We start from the raw sequence: 15817 nt of genomic DNA, 5'->3' as shown, positions 1-15817 counted from the left end.
CTTGTCCAGAATGAGTATACGGCCGTTAGCGTGGGCACGGAGATATACAACTACATAAATGGCTGCGAGCCAGGGGGTCAGCCGAGTTTCCCGAGAAACACTGGCTATTGTAATGCGGGCGTGGTTATGGATGTCGGTAAGGATGTAAGTGATATCGTTCCAGGCGACCGTGTTGCTGGCCAGGGAAATCACGCAAGTCATTCCGTATTGTCGGGCTTGATAAATAAAGTACCGGCGAACTTATCATCCAGGTCGGCGGCGTTCTTGGTCATGGGTGCGACGTCGTTACATGGCCACCGCGTTGCCCGTCCTGAACTGGGCGAGGCCGTAGTGGTAACCGGCATGGGTATCGTGGGTCAGTTGGCCGCTACCTTTGCAAAACTGAGCGGAGCCGTGCCCGTAATCGGCGTGGACCTGGACGAGTTCCGTCTTCAGAAGGCCCGTGAACGCGGGGTCGACGTATGTATCAACCCGGAGAAAGAACCCGAAGTGGCCGAAGCCGTGCGCCGGCACTGCGTGGCAGATGGTGCGGATTTGGTCATCGAAGCAACCGGCGTGCCCTCTGTTTATCCGATGGCGCTGACCCTGGCGAGGCTCGGCGGCCGTCTGCTCGCCCTCGGTTCACCACGTGGATCGGTGGAGATGAGTTTTTTCGCCGAGGTCCATCTGCGCGAGGTCACGATTTTGGGTGCTCACCAGCCCAAAACGCCCGATGAGGCCGACCTGTATTATCCCTGGAGCAAGCGCAGGGATCGCGACCTCGTACTCCGGCTCATGGATGAAGGAAAGCTCCCTGTCGAAGACCTGATCACCCACGAAGCCGACCCGGCGGATTGCCAGTCCTTTTACGACATGCTTGCGGATGATCCCAGGGAAGTGTTGGGCGTGGTGTTCAGGTGGGATTGAAGTTACGGTTTACAGGATGCTCAACAGGCTGGCCACCAATACAGTTGGCCGCCTATTCTGGCTCCTCCGACTCAGAGCATTTGCTCTATCACTGAACGCAACTCCTGATATCCTGTTTCGCTACGCTTGGTCATCCGCTTCACCAGTGCCTTCAATGGATTAATTCCTATAGTTTTCTGCTCAGGCAGATCATTGGTCCTGATGACGTAGAAAGCCCATTGGTCAATATCAAGCGGATTTGGCTCAGTATGTTCGAGGCTCCCAAGAAGGCAGAAAACATAAGCAGCACTTGCACGAACTGGTTTATCGTGGTATGTGGAAGTGTTGGTATCTGGATCCCATAGCCTTTGAGCGGGTGAAATGTTGAACCGTATGTCAGATGGTCTATCTTGCGACCAACTCTGGTGGTAAGAGGCGCTTTTAACCTCGATTTTCTGTCCCGTCGCGGAAGCCAGATCGTACCATCCCCATTCGAGCCGAGGTGAATTCGCTACCCCCAAAGCCTTAGCAACCAGAAACTCCGCTATAATCCCTCGCTGTGTGTTGCTTAACAGATCCGACCCAGACCATTGCCAGTAATCAAATAGAGTGTAATCGGTCGGCGTGCCCTGCACCTGGAAACACTCATTACCAGTCTTAAATAGCGGCTTTAAATCCTTCCTGTTACTGAAGCGCATAATCAGACAGTTTTCCAAGTATCGCTTTTGGGGTCTTTGGCCACGAATATGACCCTTTTGCCCATGAGGGCGTTGTCAATGTGCTTGGTGAGGTAGTCCTGACGATTTCCACCAAATCATCGTGCGGTACAAGATACCAAATGTCGTCGATTCTGAAGCACATGTGCAGATCCTTACCTTCATACTTTTTGTAGATGGCCGTGCGCCCCTTTAACTGTACTTTCAGGGTGTTATCTCCATCATAGTGGTAAGCCAGGAAATCGGCCCCCTTCCAATCGTCGGACAATCTGATGCTGTTGTATCCATACTCGGCCAATTTACTCGCTGCTTTGTGGAAATTGTAGTTTTCTTGCTGTCTGGCATTCAGATCGCTATATCTGATTTTGGTCAGCTTGCTCACTCTGAACTCCTTGACTTTCGATTTGACTGACGGCTCGATGAGAACTTCCACTTAACCGGGTCAACTACGCGGAAATCCGATTATAGCGACTTGTCCTATTACCGGACTTTGTCTACGCTCCGTAGAGGATGTTGGGGTAATGCATTACGGTCGAGGAACGAACTCGCCGTGTTCAATCAGGCTTTCGATATGCAGCACAATCGCTTGGCGAATCTCGGTGATTACATCCTGCTCGGTGTACCCTGTGGCAACGCATCCGGGCAGGTCTGGGACATAGGCGGCATAGTTGTTTTCTGACTGTTCAATGACGATTTTGTAGCACATCCTGTCCACTCCGTATTGACGGCTCTGCGGTTGGATGGTCTGTTCTATGATTCCCAGGTAATATTCAAACGGAGATTACTTCGTCACGGATCTGGAGCAGCCTGATCTCTTTAGGTTTTTCGGCATCGTCAAAATGGCACAGCACAGCCTTCCTTGCCATCTCCTTTAACTCGTTCCAATCCTCGCCCTGCGTGAAGATAGCGTGACCGAGTGCACGTGCATCATATCCGCCTTCGTCGGACTTTATCACTTCAAAGATGATTTCAGTCATCGCGGATTCTCCCACCCTATGCACAAACCTACAGTCTCCAATAAAACCAGTAAGTTCTCTTGTCCAACCCCAGGATGCGATTTAAACATCGTTGTTTCTGTTATCAAGCGGTCCATCACCAATTACGGCTGCTATACGGTTTTCGAGGCGCTCCTTTAGTTCCTCAGGATTCCGCCAAACAATATGGTTATAGTGGCTGGTGTCGAAGTGAACGTTATCTATGGAATCTTGGCTACAGGTGAAGACTACAGGGATATCAAGTCCGTGAGCGAAACCTGCTTCGTAATACACTCCTCCACGGGCGCCGTCAGACCCCTGTGTGAAATCTGCGACGATGAATCGTGATCTTCTGATCTCAGCGATGATTTCATCGTCAATTTTCCCGATGTATTCTTGGTTGTCAATCCGTACAGGATTATATCCCGCATTTTCAATTGCGGGTTTGATGCCTTGAGTCCAAGCGTCTTCCATAGAATTGTCAAACCACATGGCCACGAATGCCTGAGATGAATCGGTGACTGCCTTTTCCATTTCAGCTAGATGAGCGTATCCTTCGACCGTTATGATAACTTTGCTCCTTCCGTGATTAAATCCTAACCAGGACCTTTCTATCAAGTAGTTACGCAAGTACGCCAATTCGTTCTCGTTGACGCTTTCCGTATAGGCGAGTATCTCCATCGTAATCTCGGAATCTGATTGAATCTGTAGCTCATATTCGAACCCGAGATATGATGTCTTATTGTGAATGTACTTCAATAACTTATCAGCACGAGCGTGGACTATCATATCTGCTCGACGTGTTTTCGATTCGATTTCGTTCTCGTAAGACCATATTTCCGGACGATTGACACCCGATCTACGTTGTTCGATCATCCATGTCGTTAAGCGCGCCTTTTTTCGGTCGGTAAGATGATTCACCATAATCGCCGCTCTTCCGTCTACGAAGTACTTACCACCAGCGCGTGGCGAATCAATGTATTGGCCATCGCCTCTATATAGTTCATCAGGTTTGGTCGGCGTACCCCAAATCGGACAGAGTGGGGTTCCGTTCATATCATTCTCCCTTCCCTTAACTTACTGGTGGAACATACAGTGCTGGATGCCAGACCTCCGTTTCGGCCAACATTCCGATGTTAAACCTCCCAATGATACCACGCATGTACCCCGAATACAACTTGTAAACACAACTCATCCATTCGCTACGAGAGCGATTTTCTCCTTGATTGAACCGTGATTTTCCCGTAAAGTTAACGGTCAGGAATCACCCATGCACGGGTATGTCCGGGCGCGCATAACCATCTGTAAAACAGGTATTTACCGATTACTAGAACTGGAGAGGATGCCCCATGACCGTTTCCGTCAAGCTCTTTGCCACGCTGAGAAAATACCTGCCCGAGAACGCGGTCAACAAAACGGCGACGCTTGAGCTCGGTGACCAGGCCAGGGCGAGCGACATCATCGAGCAGTTGGACATCCCCGATGGCCATATTCATCTGATCCTGATCGACGGCAAACACTCGGCTGAAGACACCCCGTTGACGGATGGCGCGGTGGTCAGCTTCTTCCCGCCGATTGCCGGCGGGGCTTAGGACCGGTGTCCTGCCACACCTTTTTTGGATTCAAGCTGAAAGACGCCGTCCGTGGCCTGAAACGGGCGCTGAGGGACGAGAACATCCCCGTGGTGTCCGTCCGTGAGGCCGATGATCGGGTCGTATTCGCGATCGATGTCGCCTCCGAAACCGGGGAGATCATCCTGGCCTACCATACCACGAAGTCCCATCCCCTGGCCAGGCTGGGTGATATCCCTGCGATTGAGGTCACGGTCGACGATCACCTGCCCGATGTCAAACCCGTGCTGACCATGGCTTTCCTGAGAGGCGGAGGTTGACCTCATGCGTGCTGGTATCGTGGTTTCCCTTTGCCTTTGCATTTCCTCATTCCTGACGGCTCCCCTTCCGGTATCGGCGCAGGGTTCCGGCGACAGCAGTACAGCCAGTGCGGCTGGTCGGATCACTGCGGCCACCTCCTCCCTGAATCAGCTTTCCGATCGAGACGCCGGTTTCCTGGTCCCTGATACTTTCAACAAAGTCCGGGAGGCCTACGATCGGTATACCCGCGATATCCGGGAGGGCAAATCGACCCGGGATATCCAGCGGGCCTATGCGGAGTTCGACGCCGCCCTGGTTTTGGCGCGGGAACGGCTGGAACGCGTAAACGAGATGCTGATGGTGCCGCTGGAGAAACGGGCGGCGGCCCGGCGGGCGAACGCCCCCGCCATGGTTCCAGAGGCCTTCGAGGAGGCCGAGAGACGCCTCGAACGGGCCATTTCCAGGCTGGAGGACGACCGGGTCTCCGATGCCTTCGCCGAGGGACAGGAAGCGGCCATGCGCTACGATGAAGCGAGATCGTCGGTTATCGAGATGTCGCTTATCGGATCGGCGCAGATCGGACTGGCCGAAGCCGAGAATCAGGATTGGGACCGGTTGGCCCCGGCGTCCTTCGCGCAGGCCCGCCGGTTGGTGGACGAAGTAACCGGTGCGCTGGGCCGCGGAGAACCCCTGTCCGCCGCGCTCCGAAACAAGGCCCAGACCGCCGATTACGCGGTACGGCGTGCGATCGAGATTGCGGCACAAGTCGATGGTCTTCGCAGCGATCCAGGTAACTGGGAGCGCATGTTGCTGTCTCAGGAGGATCTCGCCCGGCAGGCCGCCGACATGGCAGGGGTCGGCGCCGACTTCCTGGCCGATAATCCACAGGCAATCATGACGGAAAGCCTGCGCACGCTCGCCGCGCGACAGGATTCACTTGGACTCCTTCTTCAGCGGGCGGAGGGCGACGCCGCGACGCTCAGGGCCGAGGTCGATTCCCTGCACCAGGCGATCGAGGAACAGCAGATTCGCCTGTCCTCCATGGTGGAGAGCTACCAGCAGGACCTGCAGCGCAGGAAGGAGGAGCTGGACCGGGAACGCCGGGAACTCAGGGACTACCTGTACGAGAAGACCCAGCTGGATGCCGCCGCCCAGGCCCAGGAGCGATTTTCGGACAGCGAAGCAATCGTGGTTCGAGACGACGAACGCCTTACCCTGCGGCTTATCGGGCTGTCCTTCCAGGCGGGAAGAACGGAAATACCCGGGGGCGCGCGCGGGTTGCTCGAGCGACTCGGGGAATTCCTCCTGTTGTATCCTCAGACCCGTGTTGCCGTGGAGGGCCATACGGACGCCACCGGCGCAGAAGACAAGAACGTTTCCCTCTCAAAGTCCCGCGCCGATGCGGTCATGCAGTTTCTGGCGGACCGATCCGGTGTCGAGACCGAGCGTATGACGTCCTCCGGCCTGGGCAGCGCGCAGCCCATCGACAGCAACAATACGCGCAGAGGCAGGGATCGGAACCGGCGGATCGACGTGGTCCTGACCTTCACTAGAGATCTGTAACAGAATACGCACAGGCGTACCTACGCGCGATGCGTGTATAACGCGCAATGCGTCCGTTGCGGGGAGAACGCGAAATTGAGCAAAGAATTCGGCAGCGAAATGTACGAGGAGATGAAGGAGAAACTGTTTTCGGCGGTCATCGCGGACGCCCTGGACGCTTGCGGATACCGCGACCAGATCCTCCGGCACGACATCAGGCCCCTGTTTCCCGATGCGGTCGTCGTGGGCCGGGCACTGACCGTGCTTTCCGTCGACGTATACGAGATACCCGACGAGCCCTACAAGCTGGAACTGGAAGCCGTGGACGCGCTAAAGCCAGGGGACGTCCTCGTGGCGCAGACCAACGGTACGACGCGAAGCAGTCTCTGGGGCGAACTGCTCTCTACCGCCGCGGAGGCCCGGGGCGCGCGCGGCGCCGTGATTGACGGGTTTACCCGGGATTCGCAGGTCATCGCCGACATGGGCTTTCCGCTCTTCGTCCGCGGCATCGCACCCTATGATTCGAAAGGCAGGAGCGACGTCATCGCCTACAATACGCCCATCGACTGCGGCAGCGTAAAGGTCTGTCCGGGTGATCTGGTATTCGGCGACTTCGACGGGGTCGTGGTCGTTCCCCGGGCCGTGGAAGAACAGGTACTGAAAGCGGCCTTTGAAAAGGCGGCCGAAGAGAAAGAGGTCAAGCAGGCTCTGAAGAACGGCATGTCCGCAACCGCCGCCTTCGAGAAATACGGCATTCTCTGATGAAGCCCCTTGTCGAGTGCGTGCCCAATTTCAGCGAAGGGCGCGATTCGGGCATCGTGGAGGCCATCGCCGCCAGCATCGCCGCCGTCGACGGTGTCCACCTGGCCGGCATGGAGATGGACGGGGATCACAACCGCTCCGTGATCACCTTCATGGGTGCGCCCGAAGACGTCGCCAGGGGCGCTTTCGAGGCCTGCAGGACGGCCCGGGACCTCATCGACCTGAGGCACCACCGCGGCGTACATCCCCGGATCGGCGCCACGGACGTCATCCCCTTCATTCCCCTTTGCGACTGCACCATGGATGATTGCGTCTCCCTCGCCCGGGACTGCGGCGGGGAGATCGGCCGATCTCTCGGGATTCCGGTTTATTTCTACGGGCATGCCGCCCTGGATGCGCGGCGCGGTGAGCTACCGGATCTACGCCGGGGAGGATTCGAGGCCCTGGTGGAACGGGCTCGACAGGCCATAAAAGCCCAACACGACCAGCAGGAACCGAGTCCCGCGCCCGACGCCGGTCCGGACGCGGTCCATGTTTCCGCGGGGGCCACGGCGGTCGGCGTCCGTGATGTACTCGTCGCCTACAACGTGAATCTGGACACCGACGACGTGCGTGTAGCCCGGGCGATCGCACAGGAGGTCCGGGAGAATAACGGCGGTTTGCCCGGGGTCCGAGCCCTTGGACTGTTGCTGCCGGAACGGCACCTCGCGCAGGTGTCCATGAACCTGACCGACTACCGGCAGACGAACATGGCCCGGGCTTTCGAAACGGTCGCGCGACTCGCGGAAGCCGAAGGGGTCCAGGTTCTGGAGAGCGAACTGGTCGGACTCGCGCCCCGCGCGGCCATGGGTGGGGCAACGCCGGCGGACCTGCGCATGGAACCCCTGGATCCAACCCGGTTCCTGGACTACCACACCCGTCTGTTCGCCTGATCCGCCCCTCGTTCGTGCGCTACCCCTCTGCTCTTCTACGCCTGGTTGTCCCACCACGCGCCTTGTCCTGCCACGCGCCCCCACGCGTTATCAGCGCAACAATCCGCGATCCGGTCTCAGCCCCTCAGGTCCATATTTTCTTGACTCCGTGACGCCCTCTTCATATCATGTTGACTAAATTAGTAAACTAAAGCCCAGCGGCCAGGGAGGAAGCATGCGGGTTTCAGCCAAGGCGGAGTACGCGTGCAGGGCGGTGCTGGAGTTGACGCGCTATCACGACAAGGCGGAAGTCATCCACATCAGCGACATCGCCGTCCGACAATCCATTCCCGAAAAATACCTCGTTCAGATCCTCCTGCAGCTTCAGCGCGCCGGTCTGGTCCGGAGCAAGCGTGGAGCGACCGGGGGCTACTCGCTGGCAAGGACTCCAGGCGAGATCTCGCTGGGCGACGTGATACGGGCCATGGACGGAGCGCTGATCTCCGTCGAAAGCCTGTCCGGCGACGCCGAGATAACCGACCAACTGAGCGGCCAGCACGTATTGAAGGACGTTTGGATGGGGGTACAGGAAAAACTCGGCGAGATCATGGACGGCATCACGTTCGAAGACATCTCCAGGCAGGCGCAGAAGAGCCTGTCCATGTACTACATCTGAAGGATAGCCCGTGGCGTCCGGGAACGGAATATACGACAGCGCACTCGACCTGATCGGCAACACCCCCCTGGTTCGCCTGAACCGGATAAACCAGGTCCCGGGGGTCGACCTGCTCGGCAAGCTCGAGTCGGACAACCCCGGCGGCAGCGTAAAGGATCGCGTCGGCCTGAGCATGATCCAGGACGCCGAGCAGCAGGGCCTGCTCAAGCCGGGCGGTACCATCGTGGAGCCGACGAGCGGCAACACGGGACTCGGCCTGAGCATGGTGGCCGCGGTACGGGGCTACAAGGTCATTCTCGTGATGCCGGACAACATGAGTTCGGAGCGGCGCGTGCTGCTGACCTCCTACGGCGCGGAACTGGTGCTCACGCCGGGCATGCTGGGTATGGCCGGCGCCGTGCAGAAGGCGGAGGAGATACTCGCCGAACATCCCGATTACTTCATGCCCCAGCAGTTCAAGAACCCCGCGAACGTCGAAATACACCGGAAGACCACGGCCGAGGAGATCTGGGAGGCGACCGGTGGAAAAATCGACGCCTTCGTGGCCGCCGTGGGCACCGGGGGGACGCTGACCGGTGTGGGCCAGTACCTGAAGGAGAAGGACGAGAGCATCCGCGTGATTGCGGTGGAACCCTCGTTGTCCCCCGTGATATCGGGTAAACCCGTGGAGAGCCTGGTGCACGCCATCCAGGGCATCGGCGCCGGGTTCATTCCCGATATCCTGGATACGTCGATCATTGACGAGGTGATGTTGATCGACGACGAGGAGGCTTACCAGACGGCCCGCCGCCTGGGCCTGGAGGAAGGGCTCCTGGTGGGCATATCGGCGGGCGCCAACGTATGCGCGAGCCTGAAGGTGGCGGAGCAACTGGGCAAAGGGCGGATCGTGACCATCCTGTGCGATACCGGCGAGAGATACCTGAGCATCCGGGAGTATTTCGAGGGACAGAGCGATTAAGCGCGATTAAGAGCGACTAAGAGGAGGAACCGTTAGATGTCCGTTACCGTTCGCATTCCAACCCCGCTGCGCAAGTTGACCGGCAACCAGTCCGAAATCGAAATAGACGGCGAAACCGTCGAATCGCTGATCGGAAACATGGAAGCATCCTATCCCGGCATCAAGGATCGCATCTGCGACGAGTCCGGAAAAGTGCGGCGATTCATCAATATCTATATCAACGAAGAAGACATCCGGTTTCTGCACGGCACGGACACCGCGGTCAAGGCCGGAGACCGGATTTCCATCGTGCCCGCCATCGCGGGCGGTCTGCGCGGTCCGGGTGGCCTGGGCAGCGTGGGCGGTCCGGGCGGTCTGCGGGACCGCGGCTGATGTCCTCCGTGCGGGTGCGCGTTCCCGCGACGACGGGCAACCTGGGTTCCGGCTACGACTGCGCCGGCATGGCCCTCGGTCTCTACAACACCATCGAGTTTACCGAGACGGAATCCGGCCTGGACGTGGCCGTGGAGGGCGAAGGGGCCGAAGCGGTGCCCCTGGATGAAGGCAACCTGTGCATCGTTTCCGCCCGAGCCGTTTTCGCCGCCATAAATTGGCAGCCCACCGGTCTTAAGGCGCGCATGCGCCACGCTATTCCCGTCTCACGAGGCCTGGGCAGCAGCGGAGTCGCCATCGTGGCGGGCGCCGCGGCGGCCAATGCCCTCGCGGGGCGGCCGCTGGGCACACCGGAACTCCTCCGCATCTGCTCCGACCTGGAAGGCCATCCCGACAATGTCGTTCCGTCCCTGCTCGGCGGGCTCTCCGTAAGCGGCGAGCGGTCGGGAACGATCGTATACCAGATCTTCTCCGTGCCCTCCGACCTCAAGGCCGTCGTGGCCATTCCCGAATTCACGCTTGATACCAAGGTTGCCCGCGGCGTTCTGCCGGAATCGGTATCTATGGAGGACGCGGTCCACAATCTGTGCAGCGTGGGCCTGCTGGTGGGCGGGATGGTGACGGGGAATTACGCCCTGCTCCGTGAAGGCATGACCGATCGCCTGCACCAGCCCTACCGGCAGCACCTGGTTCCCGGATTGGCGGAAGTCACCAGGGAAGCCCTGGACGTCGGCGCCCACGGCGCGGCCCTCAGCGGCGCGGGACCCACGGCCATCGCCCTGGCCACGGAAAACCACGAGGGGATCGGGGAAGCCATGGTCGATGCCTTCGCCCGGCACGGCGTTTCCGGGCAATACCGGATCCTCCCGATTGACAACGAAGGATGCCAGGTTCTGCCGGACTGAGTCCCCTGGACCGAGCCCATTGGCCGAGCTCGCAGGTCTTGAGCCCACCGGACTGAGCCCGCGGAGGCAGGGATCAGGCACACCTAAAACCATTCAGATACCGTTGCCATGAGCGCTCTCAAGGACATACGCGTCATCGACTTGACCCGGGTGCTCGCGGGTCCCTTCACGACCATGACCCTGGGCGACCTGGGCGCCGAGGTCATCAAGGTCGAGCCCTTCGGCGGGGACGAAGCGCGGGGATTCGGCCCGTTCAAAGAAGGCGTGAGCGGTTACTTCGAGAACGTCAACCGGGGCAAGCGGAGCATCGCTATCGACCTGAAGCATCCCACCGGCCGCGAACTGCTCCTCGAATTGATCGGAAAGTCGGATGTCCTGGTGGAGAACTTCAGGCCGGGCGTGATGAAGAAACTCGGGCTGGACTACGAGACGCTGCAGGCGCGGTTCCCGGGACTGATTTACGCGGCCTGTTCGGGATTCGGGCAGACCGGGCCCTACGCCCGTCGCGGGGCCTACGACATGATCATCCAGGGCATGGGCGGCATCGTCAGCATAACCGGCGAACCGGACCGTCCGCCCGTACGGGTGGGCGTATCCATCGGGGACATCGCGGCCGCGCTCTACGCCTGCATCGGCATCCTCACGGCGCTCTTTACCCGGACGCAGACGGGCAGGGGACAGATGGTGGACATCGGCATGATGGACTGCCAGGTCGCCCTGCTCGAGAACGCCATCGCCCGGTACGACATGACGGGCGCCGTGCCGGAGCCGCTCGGGGCAAGACACCCTTCCATCACGCCCTTCCAGGCTGTCGAGACGCGGGACGGATGGATCATGATCGCGGCGGGCAACAATGTCCTCTGGCGGCGGCTGTGCGAGGTCATAGAGCGGAAGGACCTGGCCGGCGACGAGCGTTTCCAGGACAACAACCTGCGTACCGAAAACCACGGCGAACTGCACGAGATATTGACGGATGTTTTCCGGGAAGACACTTCGGAACACTGGCTGCGACGGCTGGATTCGGCCGAGATCCCCTGCGGTCCGATCCAGAACGTGCGGCAGGTCGTGGAGAATCCCCAGGTACTGGCACGCGACATGATCGTGAAGATCCTGCATCCCATCGCCGGCCCCCTCCGCGTGGCCGGCTCGCCCCTCAAGCTGTCGGATACCCCACCCGAAGTCACCCGGCCCGCCCCTGCCCTGGGTGAGCACACCGACCAGGTTCTTCAGACGCTGCTCGAGGCGTCCTCGGACGATTTGACTCGATGGCGGGAGTCGGGCGTGATCCAATAAATAAGCCCTCCGGAGACCGAAGGGCTTGTTCATGCTGCACGTTCCTATTCAATTTTAAAATTAACGGTCTATTTTAAATGCGTTCCGAGGCAGCGCGCCGCCGACTGGAATGAGCATCTCCGATCCTACCCTACAGCCCCGGCCACGAGGTCGCCGACTTCGCTGGTGCTGTACCCCATTCGGCCGGCGTCCATGCTTTTCATCTTGTTGCTTACCACGTCGATGATGGCACGTTCCACGGCGTCGGCGGCCTGCGCTTCGCCGAGCTGCGCCAGCATCATCTGGCAGGAGGCGATGGCCGCGATGGGATTGATGACGTTCTGGTCCGTGTACTTCGGCGCCGAACCCCCGATGGGCTCGAACATGGAAGTCCCCGCGGGGTTGATGTTTCCCCCCGCGGCGATGCCCATGCCGCCCTGGATCATGGCGCCCAGGTCGGTGATGATATCGCCGAACATGTTGGTCGTGACGATGACGTCGAACCACTCGGGGTTCTTCACCATCCACATGCAGGTCGCGTCCACGTGGGCGTAGTCGGCGGTGATGCCGGGATATTCCTCGGCGACTTCGTAGAACACGCGCTCCCACAGATCGTGGGCGTAGGTCAGGACGTTCGTCTTTGCGCAAAGCGTCACCTTGTTCTGCTTGTTTCTCGCCTTGGCCGTCTCGAAGGCGTAGCGCAGGCAGCGTTCCACGCCCTTGCGGGTATTGATGGATTCCTGCACCGCGACCTCGTCGGGTGTGCCCTTCTTGTACACGCCGCCGACGCCGACGTACAGGTCCTCGGTGTTCTCCCGGACCACGACGAAGTCGATATCCTCGGGTCCCTTGTCCTTGAGCGGGCAGTCCACGCCCGGATACAACTTGACGGGACGCAGGTTGATGTAGAGGTCCAGTTCGAAGCGGATGGTGAGGAGGATGCCCTTTTCGAGCAGGCCCGGCGGACAGTCCGGGTGTCCGATGGCGCCGAGGTAGATGGCGTCGTAGTGGCCCAGTTCCTGGAGACCCTCCCGGGGCAGGATCTCCCCCGTCCTCAGGTACCGGTCTCCGCCGAAATCGTATTCCGTGAGTTCATAGTCGAAAGAGAACTTCTCCGAGGCCGCCTTGAGCACTTTCAGCCCCTCACGCACGACCTCCGGACCGGTTCCGTCGCCCGGAATGACCGCGATATTATGCAAGTGTTCCTCCTGCGTAACTGTAGTTTCTGGGATGGAGTTAATCGACGTTCAGCCCGCCGTGCCGGGCAACGAGTTGGTTGAGGGAGTGCAGGTAGGCCTGTATGCTGGCTTTCACGACATTGGCGTCCGATGAGTGGCTGCTGTAGGACTGATCGTGAAACCCCACGCTGACCTGCACGTGGTGGGCGCCTTCGCGGCCGTTCGACGAGGTCTGGATATCCTTCACGTAGGTGGGCAGCTTGGTGATCTTGTCGACGGCGTTCAGGGCGGCGAGGATGAGATTTTCGCCCACGCCCGACTCTTCGATGGTTTCACCGCTGACGTGGAGGCGAACCCGGGCGTCGGCCTTCCCGGAATGCGAGGAGGTCACCCTGAAGTCCTCGAGCAGGTACTGTTCGGGTACCTCGACGGGCGTGTCCGTCACGATCCGGTGCAGGTCCTCGTCGGTCACTTCCTTCTGCCGGTCCGCCACGTTCAGGAACCGCACGTGGACCTTTTCGAATTCTTCCTTCTGGTCTTCTGTATACAGGTAGCCCAGTTGCTCGAGCCGGTGTCTCAGGGCGTGCCGGCCGGACCTGGCCGTCAGCACGATGTCGCTCTTCTCGATGCCCACGTCCGCCGGGCTCATGATTTCGTAGTTTTCCCGGTGCTTGAGGAACCCGTCCTGGTGTATGCCCGATGAATGGGCGAAGGCGTTGCTGCCCACGATGGCCTTGTTGCGCTGCACGGGCATGTGCATCAGGTCCCGCACCAGCAGGCTCGTTGTGTAGATTTGCGTGGTTTCGATGTCGGTGTGCGCGTCGTAGAATTCTCCGCGCATCTTGACCGCCATGACGATCTCTTCGAGAGACGCGTTGCCCGCCCGCTCGCCCACGCCGTTGACCGTGCATTCGACCTGCTCCGCGCCCGCCTTGATGGCGGCCAGGGAATTGGCGGTGGCCATGCCCAAGTCGTTGTGACAGTGCACGCTGACCTTGGCCCTTTCTATGTTCGGCACGGTTGCGATGAGCCGGGAAATCAGGCTTCCCCACTGTTCGGGGACGGCGTAACCCACCGTATCGGGGATGTTCACCACCGTGGCGCCCGCGTCGATCACCGCTTCCACGGTCTCGCACAGGTAATCAAAATCGCTCCGGGAGGCGTCCTCGGTCGAATACTCGATGTCGTCGCAGAGTTCCTTCGCGAACACCACGGCCTGTACGCCCATGTCCATGATCTGCTGGCGGGACTTGCGGAACTTGTGCTTCAGGTGGGTGTCGGACGTGCCCAGGACGATGTGAATCCGGGGCCGCTTGGCGGGTTTGACGGCCTCGGCCACGGCCACGATGTCCGATTCCACCGCCCGTGCCAGGGCGGTGATCACGGGACCTTCGACCTGCTCGGCGATGTTCTTGACCGCGGCGAAGTCACCGGGCGAGGATGCGGCGAACCCCGCTTCGATCACGTCGACGCCGAGTTTGGCCAGCTGGTGCGCGACCTGGATTTTCTCGTCCCGGTTCAGCGAGGCGCCGGGCACCTGCTCCCCGTCACGGAGGGTGGTGTCGAAAATATCTACTTTTCGCATCGCCGCGTGCTCCTGTTGACTGTGGGCCCGGGCGGCCGGGACGGTCTATCTATTGCGGTCCATCGAATTAGCTTAGACTGATCTGGGGAAGCCTTACTTCTTCTCTTCGATCCAACTCATCATGCTGCGCAGTTGCCGTCCGACCTCCACGATCTTCTTTTCGGAGGCATTGCGCCGAAGCGCGTTCATGACCGGCGCGTTGGCCTGGTTCTCGAGCATCCACTCGCGGGCGAAGGCGCCGGACTGGATCTCGGCGAGAATGCGCTTCATTTCGGCGCGGGTCTCTTCGTTGACGATCCGCGGGCCGCGGGTCAGGTCGCCGAATTCGGCCGTGTTGCTGACGGAATACCGCATGCCTTCTATACCGCCTTCGTACATGAGGTCCACGATGAGCTTCAGTTCGTGCAGGCATTCGAAGTAGGCGACCTCGGGCTGGTACCCCGCCTCGACCAGCGTCTCGAAACCGGCCATGACGAGTTCGGAAGTGCCACCGCACAGGACGGACTGCTCCCCGAACAGGTCGGTTTCCGTCTCTTCCCGGAAGGTCGTCTCGATGACACCGCCCCGGGTACCGCCGATACCCTTGGCATAGGCGAGCCCGATATCCCGGGCTCTGCCCGTGTGATCCTGGTGAACCGCCAGCAGGCAGGGCACGCCGCCGCCTTCCTCGAAGACCCGGCGTACGAGATGGCCCGGCCCCTTGGGCGCGACCATGAAGACGTCCACGTTGTCGGGCGGGACGACCTGGTTGAAATGGATGTTGAAGCCATGGGCGAAGGCCAGGGCGTTGCCCTCCGCCAGGTTCGGCGCGACGTAATCGTTGAAAAGACGCGACTGCAACTCGTCATTGACCAGCATCATGATGATGTCGGCCCCGGCGGCCGCCTGTTCCACGGTACGGGGCTCGAATCCGTCCTCGACGGCCTGGTCCCACGAGCCGCCCCTACGCAGTCCCACTATGACGTCCAGTCCGGAGTCGCGCAGGGAAAGGGCGTGGGCGTGTCCCTGGCTGCCGTAACCGACAACCGCGATGGTCTTGCCGTCCAGTATGCCCAGGTCGGCGTCCTGATCGTAGTACAATCGAGCCATTGGTTCTCCTTCATGCCGTACCGGCGTTCAGGCCAGGTCGGCGGTGATCTTCTTGCGTACCGTACCGGCGTTCAGGCCAGGTCGGCGGTGATCTTCTTGCGTTCCTTCTCCCAGACGGGAA

Annotated in this window: 20 protein-coding genes; 11 read left to right on the top strand and 9 right to left on the bottom strand. The window is 59.9% G+C overall.

Annotation, left to right across the window (positions count from 1 at the left end):
* Window positions 1-192: hypothetical protein (locus tag OXG98_10600; protein MCY3772453.1), on the bottom strand; the 192-nt coding region annotated here is incomplete at its 3' end.
* Window positions 193-270: 78 nt separating this feature from the next.
* On the opposite strand from OXG98_10600, the gene OXG98_10595 reads away from it, so the two are divergent.
* The gene (locus OXG98_10595; GenBank protein ID MCY3772452.1) at window positions 271-906 is read left to right on the top strand and encodes a zinc-binding alcohol dehydrogenase; all 636 of its coding nucleotides are present in this window, start codon (window positions 271-273) and stop codon (window positions 904-906) included.
* A gap of 71 nt (window positions 907-977) precedes the next feature.
* On the opposite strand, the gene OXG98_10590 is transcribed toward OXG98_10595, so the two are convergent.
* The 5 genes from OXG98_10590 to OXG98_10570 all read right to left on the bottom strand — a co-directional run bounded on the left by OXG98_10590 (window position 978) and on the right by OXG98_10570 (window position 3631).
* Window positions 978-1583, bottom strand: coding sequence for a hypothetical protein (locus OXG98_10590; GenBank protein MCY3772451.1), 606 nt, complete (start codon window positions 1581-1583; stop codon window positions 978-980).
* The gene (locus OXG98_10585) at window positions 1570-1983 is read right to left on the bottom strand and encodes a hypothetical protein (protein MCY3772450.1); all 414 of its coding nucleotides are present in this window, start codon (window positions 1981-1983) and stop codon (window positions 1570-1572) included. The genes OXG98_10590 and OXG98_10585 overlap by 14 nt, the downstream gene beginning before the upstream one ends.
* A gap of 144 nt (window positions 1984-2127) precedes the next feature.
* Window positions 2128-2307, bottom strand: a complete 180-nt coding sequence (locus tag OXG98_10580; GenBank protein MCY3772449.1) for a type II toxin-antitoxin system HicB family antitoxin — start codon at window positions 2305-2307, stop codon at window positions 2128-2130.
* A 64-nt stretch (window positions 2308-2371) separates the two neighbouring features.
* Window positions 2372-2578: a 2-oxoisovalerate dehydrogenase gene (locus OXG98_10575; protein MCY3772448.1), complete on the bottom strand. Its 207-nt coding sequence runs from the start codon at window positions 2576-2578 to the stop codon at window positions 2372-2374.
* 81 nt (window positions 2579-2659) lie between these two features.
* Window positions 2660-3631, bottom strand: coding sequence for a hypothetical protein (locus tag OXG98_10570; protein MCY3772447.1), 972 nt, complete (start codon window positions 3629-3631; stop codon window positions 2660-2662).
* A 293-nt stretch (window positions 3632-3924) separates the two neighbouring features.
* Here OXG98_10570 and OXG98_10565 point away from each other — a divergent pair, with 293 nt between their 5' ends.
* The 10 genes from OXG98_10565 to OXG98_10520 all read left to right on the top strand — a co-directional run bounded on the left by OXG98_10565 (window position 3925) and on the right by OXG98_10520 (window position 11865).
* Complete coding sequence (locus tag OXG98_10565; GenBank protein ID MCY3772446.1) at window positions 3925-4167, top strand: MoaD/ThiS family protein; 243 nt, start codon at window positions 3925-3927, stop codon at window positions 4165-4167.
* Window positions 4168-4172: 5 nt separating this feature from the next.
* The gene (locus OXG98_10560) at window positions 4173-4466 is read left to right on the top strand and encodes a hypothetical protein (GenBank protein MCY3772445.1); all 294 of its coding nucleotides are present in this window, start codon (window positions 4173-4175) and stop codon (window positions 4464-4466) included.
* 4 nt (window positions 4467-4470) lie between these two features.
* Window positions 4471-6009: an OmpA family protein gene (locus tag OXG98_10555; GenBank protein MCY3772444.1), complete on the top strand. Its 1539-nt coding sequence runs from the start codon at window positions 4471-4473 to the stop codon at window positions 6007-6009.
* A 75-nt stretch (window positions 6010-6084) separates the two neighbouring features.
* Window positions 6085-6750: an RraA family protein gene (locus tag OXG98_10550; protein MCY3772443.1), complete on the top strand. Its 666-nt coding sequence runs from the start codon at window positions 6085-6087 to the stop codon at window positions 6748-6750.
* The gene (ftcD, locus tag OXG98_10545; protein ID MCY3772442.1) at window positions 6750-7682 is read left to right on the top strand and encodes a glutamate formimidoyltransferase; all 933 of its coding nucleotides are present in this window, start codon (window positions 6750-6752) and stop codon (window positions 7680-7682) included. The genes OXG98_10550 and ftcD overlap by 1 nt, the downstream gene beginning before the upstream one ends.
* Before the next feature lie 214 nt (window positions 7683-7896).
* Window positions 7897-8337, top strand: a complete 441-nt coding sequence (locus tag OXG98_10540) for an Rrf2 family transcriptional regulator (protein ID MCY3772441.1) — start codon at window positions 7897-7899, stop codon at window positions 8335-8337.
* A 10-nt stretch (window positions 8338-8347) separates the two neighbouring features.
* Window positions 8348-9295, top strand: coding sequence for a cysteine synthase A (gene cysK, locus OXG98_10535; protein ID MCY3772440.1), 948 nt, complete (start codon window positions 8348-8350; stop codon window positions 9293-9295).
* Window positions 9296-9331: 36 nt separating this feature from the next.
* Window positions 9332-9667: a MoaD/ThiS family protein gene (locus tag OXG98_10530; protein ID MCY3772439.1), complete on the top strand. Its 336-nt coding sequence runs from the start codon at window positions 9332-9334 to the stop codon at window positions 9665-9667.
* Window positions 9667-10572 carry a homoserine kinase gene (gene thrB, locus OXG98_10525; protein MCY3772438.1) on the top strand — a complete coding sequence of 302 codons (906 nt, stop codon included), beginning with the start codon at window positions 9667-9669 and terminating at the stop codon, window positions 10570-10572. Before OXG98_10530 ends, thrB begins: the two co-directional genes overlap by 1 nt.
* A 108-nt stretch (window positions 10573-10680) precedes the next feature.
* Entirely contained in the window at window positions 10681-11865 is a 1185-nt protein-coding gene (locus OXG98_10520) for a CoA transferase (GenBank protein MCY3772437.1), read from the top strand.
* A gap of 125 nt (window positions 11866-11990) precedes the next feature.
* On the opposite strand, the gene OXG98_10515 is transcribed toward OXG98_10520, so the two are convergent.
* The 3 genes from OXG98_10515 to ilvC form a co-directional block, all read right to left on the bottom strand.
* Window positions 11991-13043, bottom strand: coding sequence for a 3-isopropylmalate dehydrogenase (locus tag OXG98_10515; GenBank protein MCY3772436.1), 1053 nt, complete (start codon window positions 13041-13043; stop codon window positions 11991-11993).
* Window positions 13044-13080: 37 nt separating this feature from the next.
* Window positions 13081-14607, bottom strand: coding sequence for a 2-isopropylmalate synthase (locus OXG98_10510; GenBank protein ID MCY3772435.1), 1527 nt, complete (start codon window positions 14605-14607; stop codon window positions 13081-13083).
* A 93-nt stretch (window positions 14608-14700) separates the two neighbouring features.
* Window positions 14701-15696 (bottom strand): ketol-acid reductoisomerase, encoded by a 996-nt coding sequence (gene ilvC / locus OXG98_10505; protein MCY3772434.1) that lies wholly within the window; start codon window positions 15694-15696, stop codon window positions 14701-14703.
* Window positions 15697-15817: the final 121 nt, after the last annotated feature.

This window comes from Gemmatimonadota bacterium (assembly GCA_026706345.1).
Taxonomy (GTDB): domain Bacteria; phylum JAAXHH01; class JAAXHH01; order JAAXHH01; family JAAXHH01; genus JAAXHH01.
This window is presented reverse-complemented; position numbering and strand designations above follow the sequence as displayed.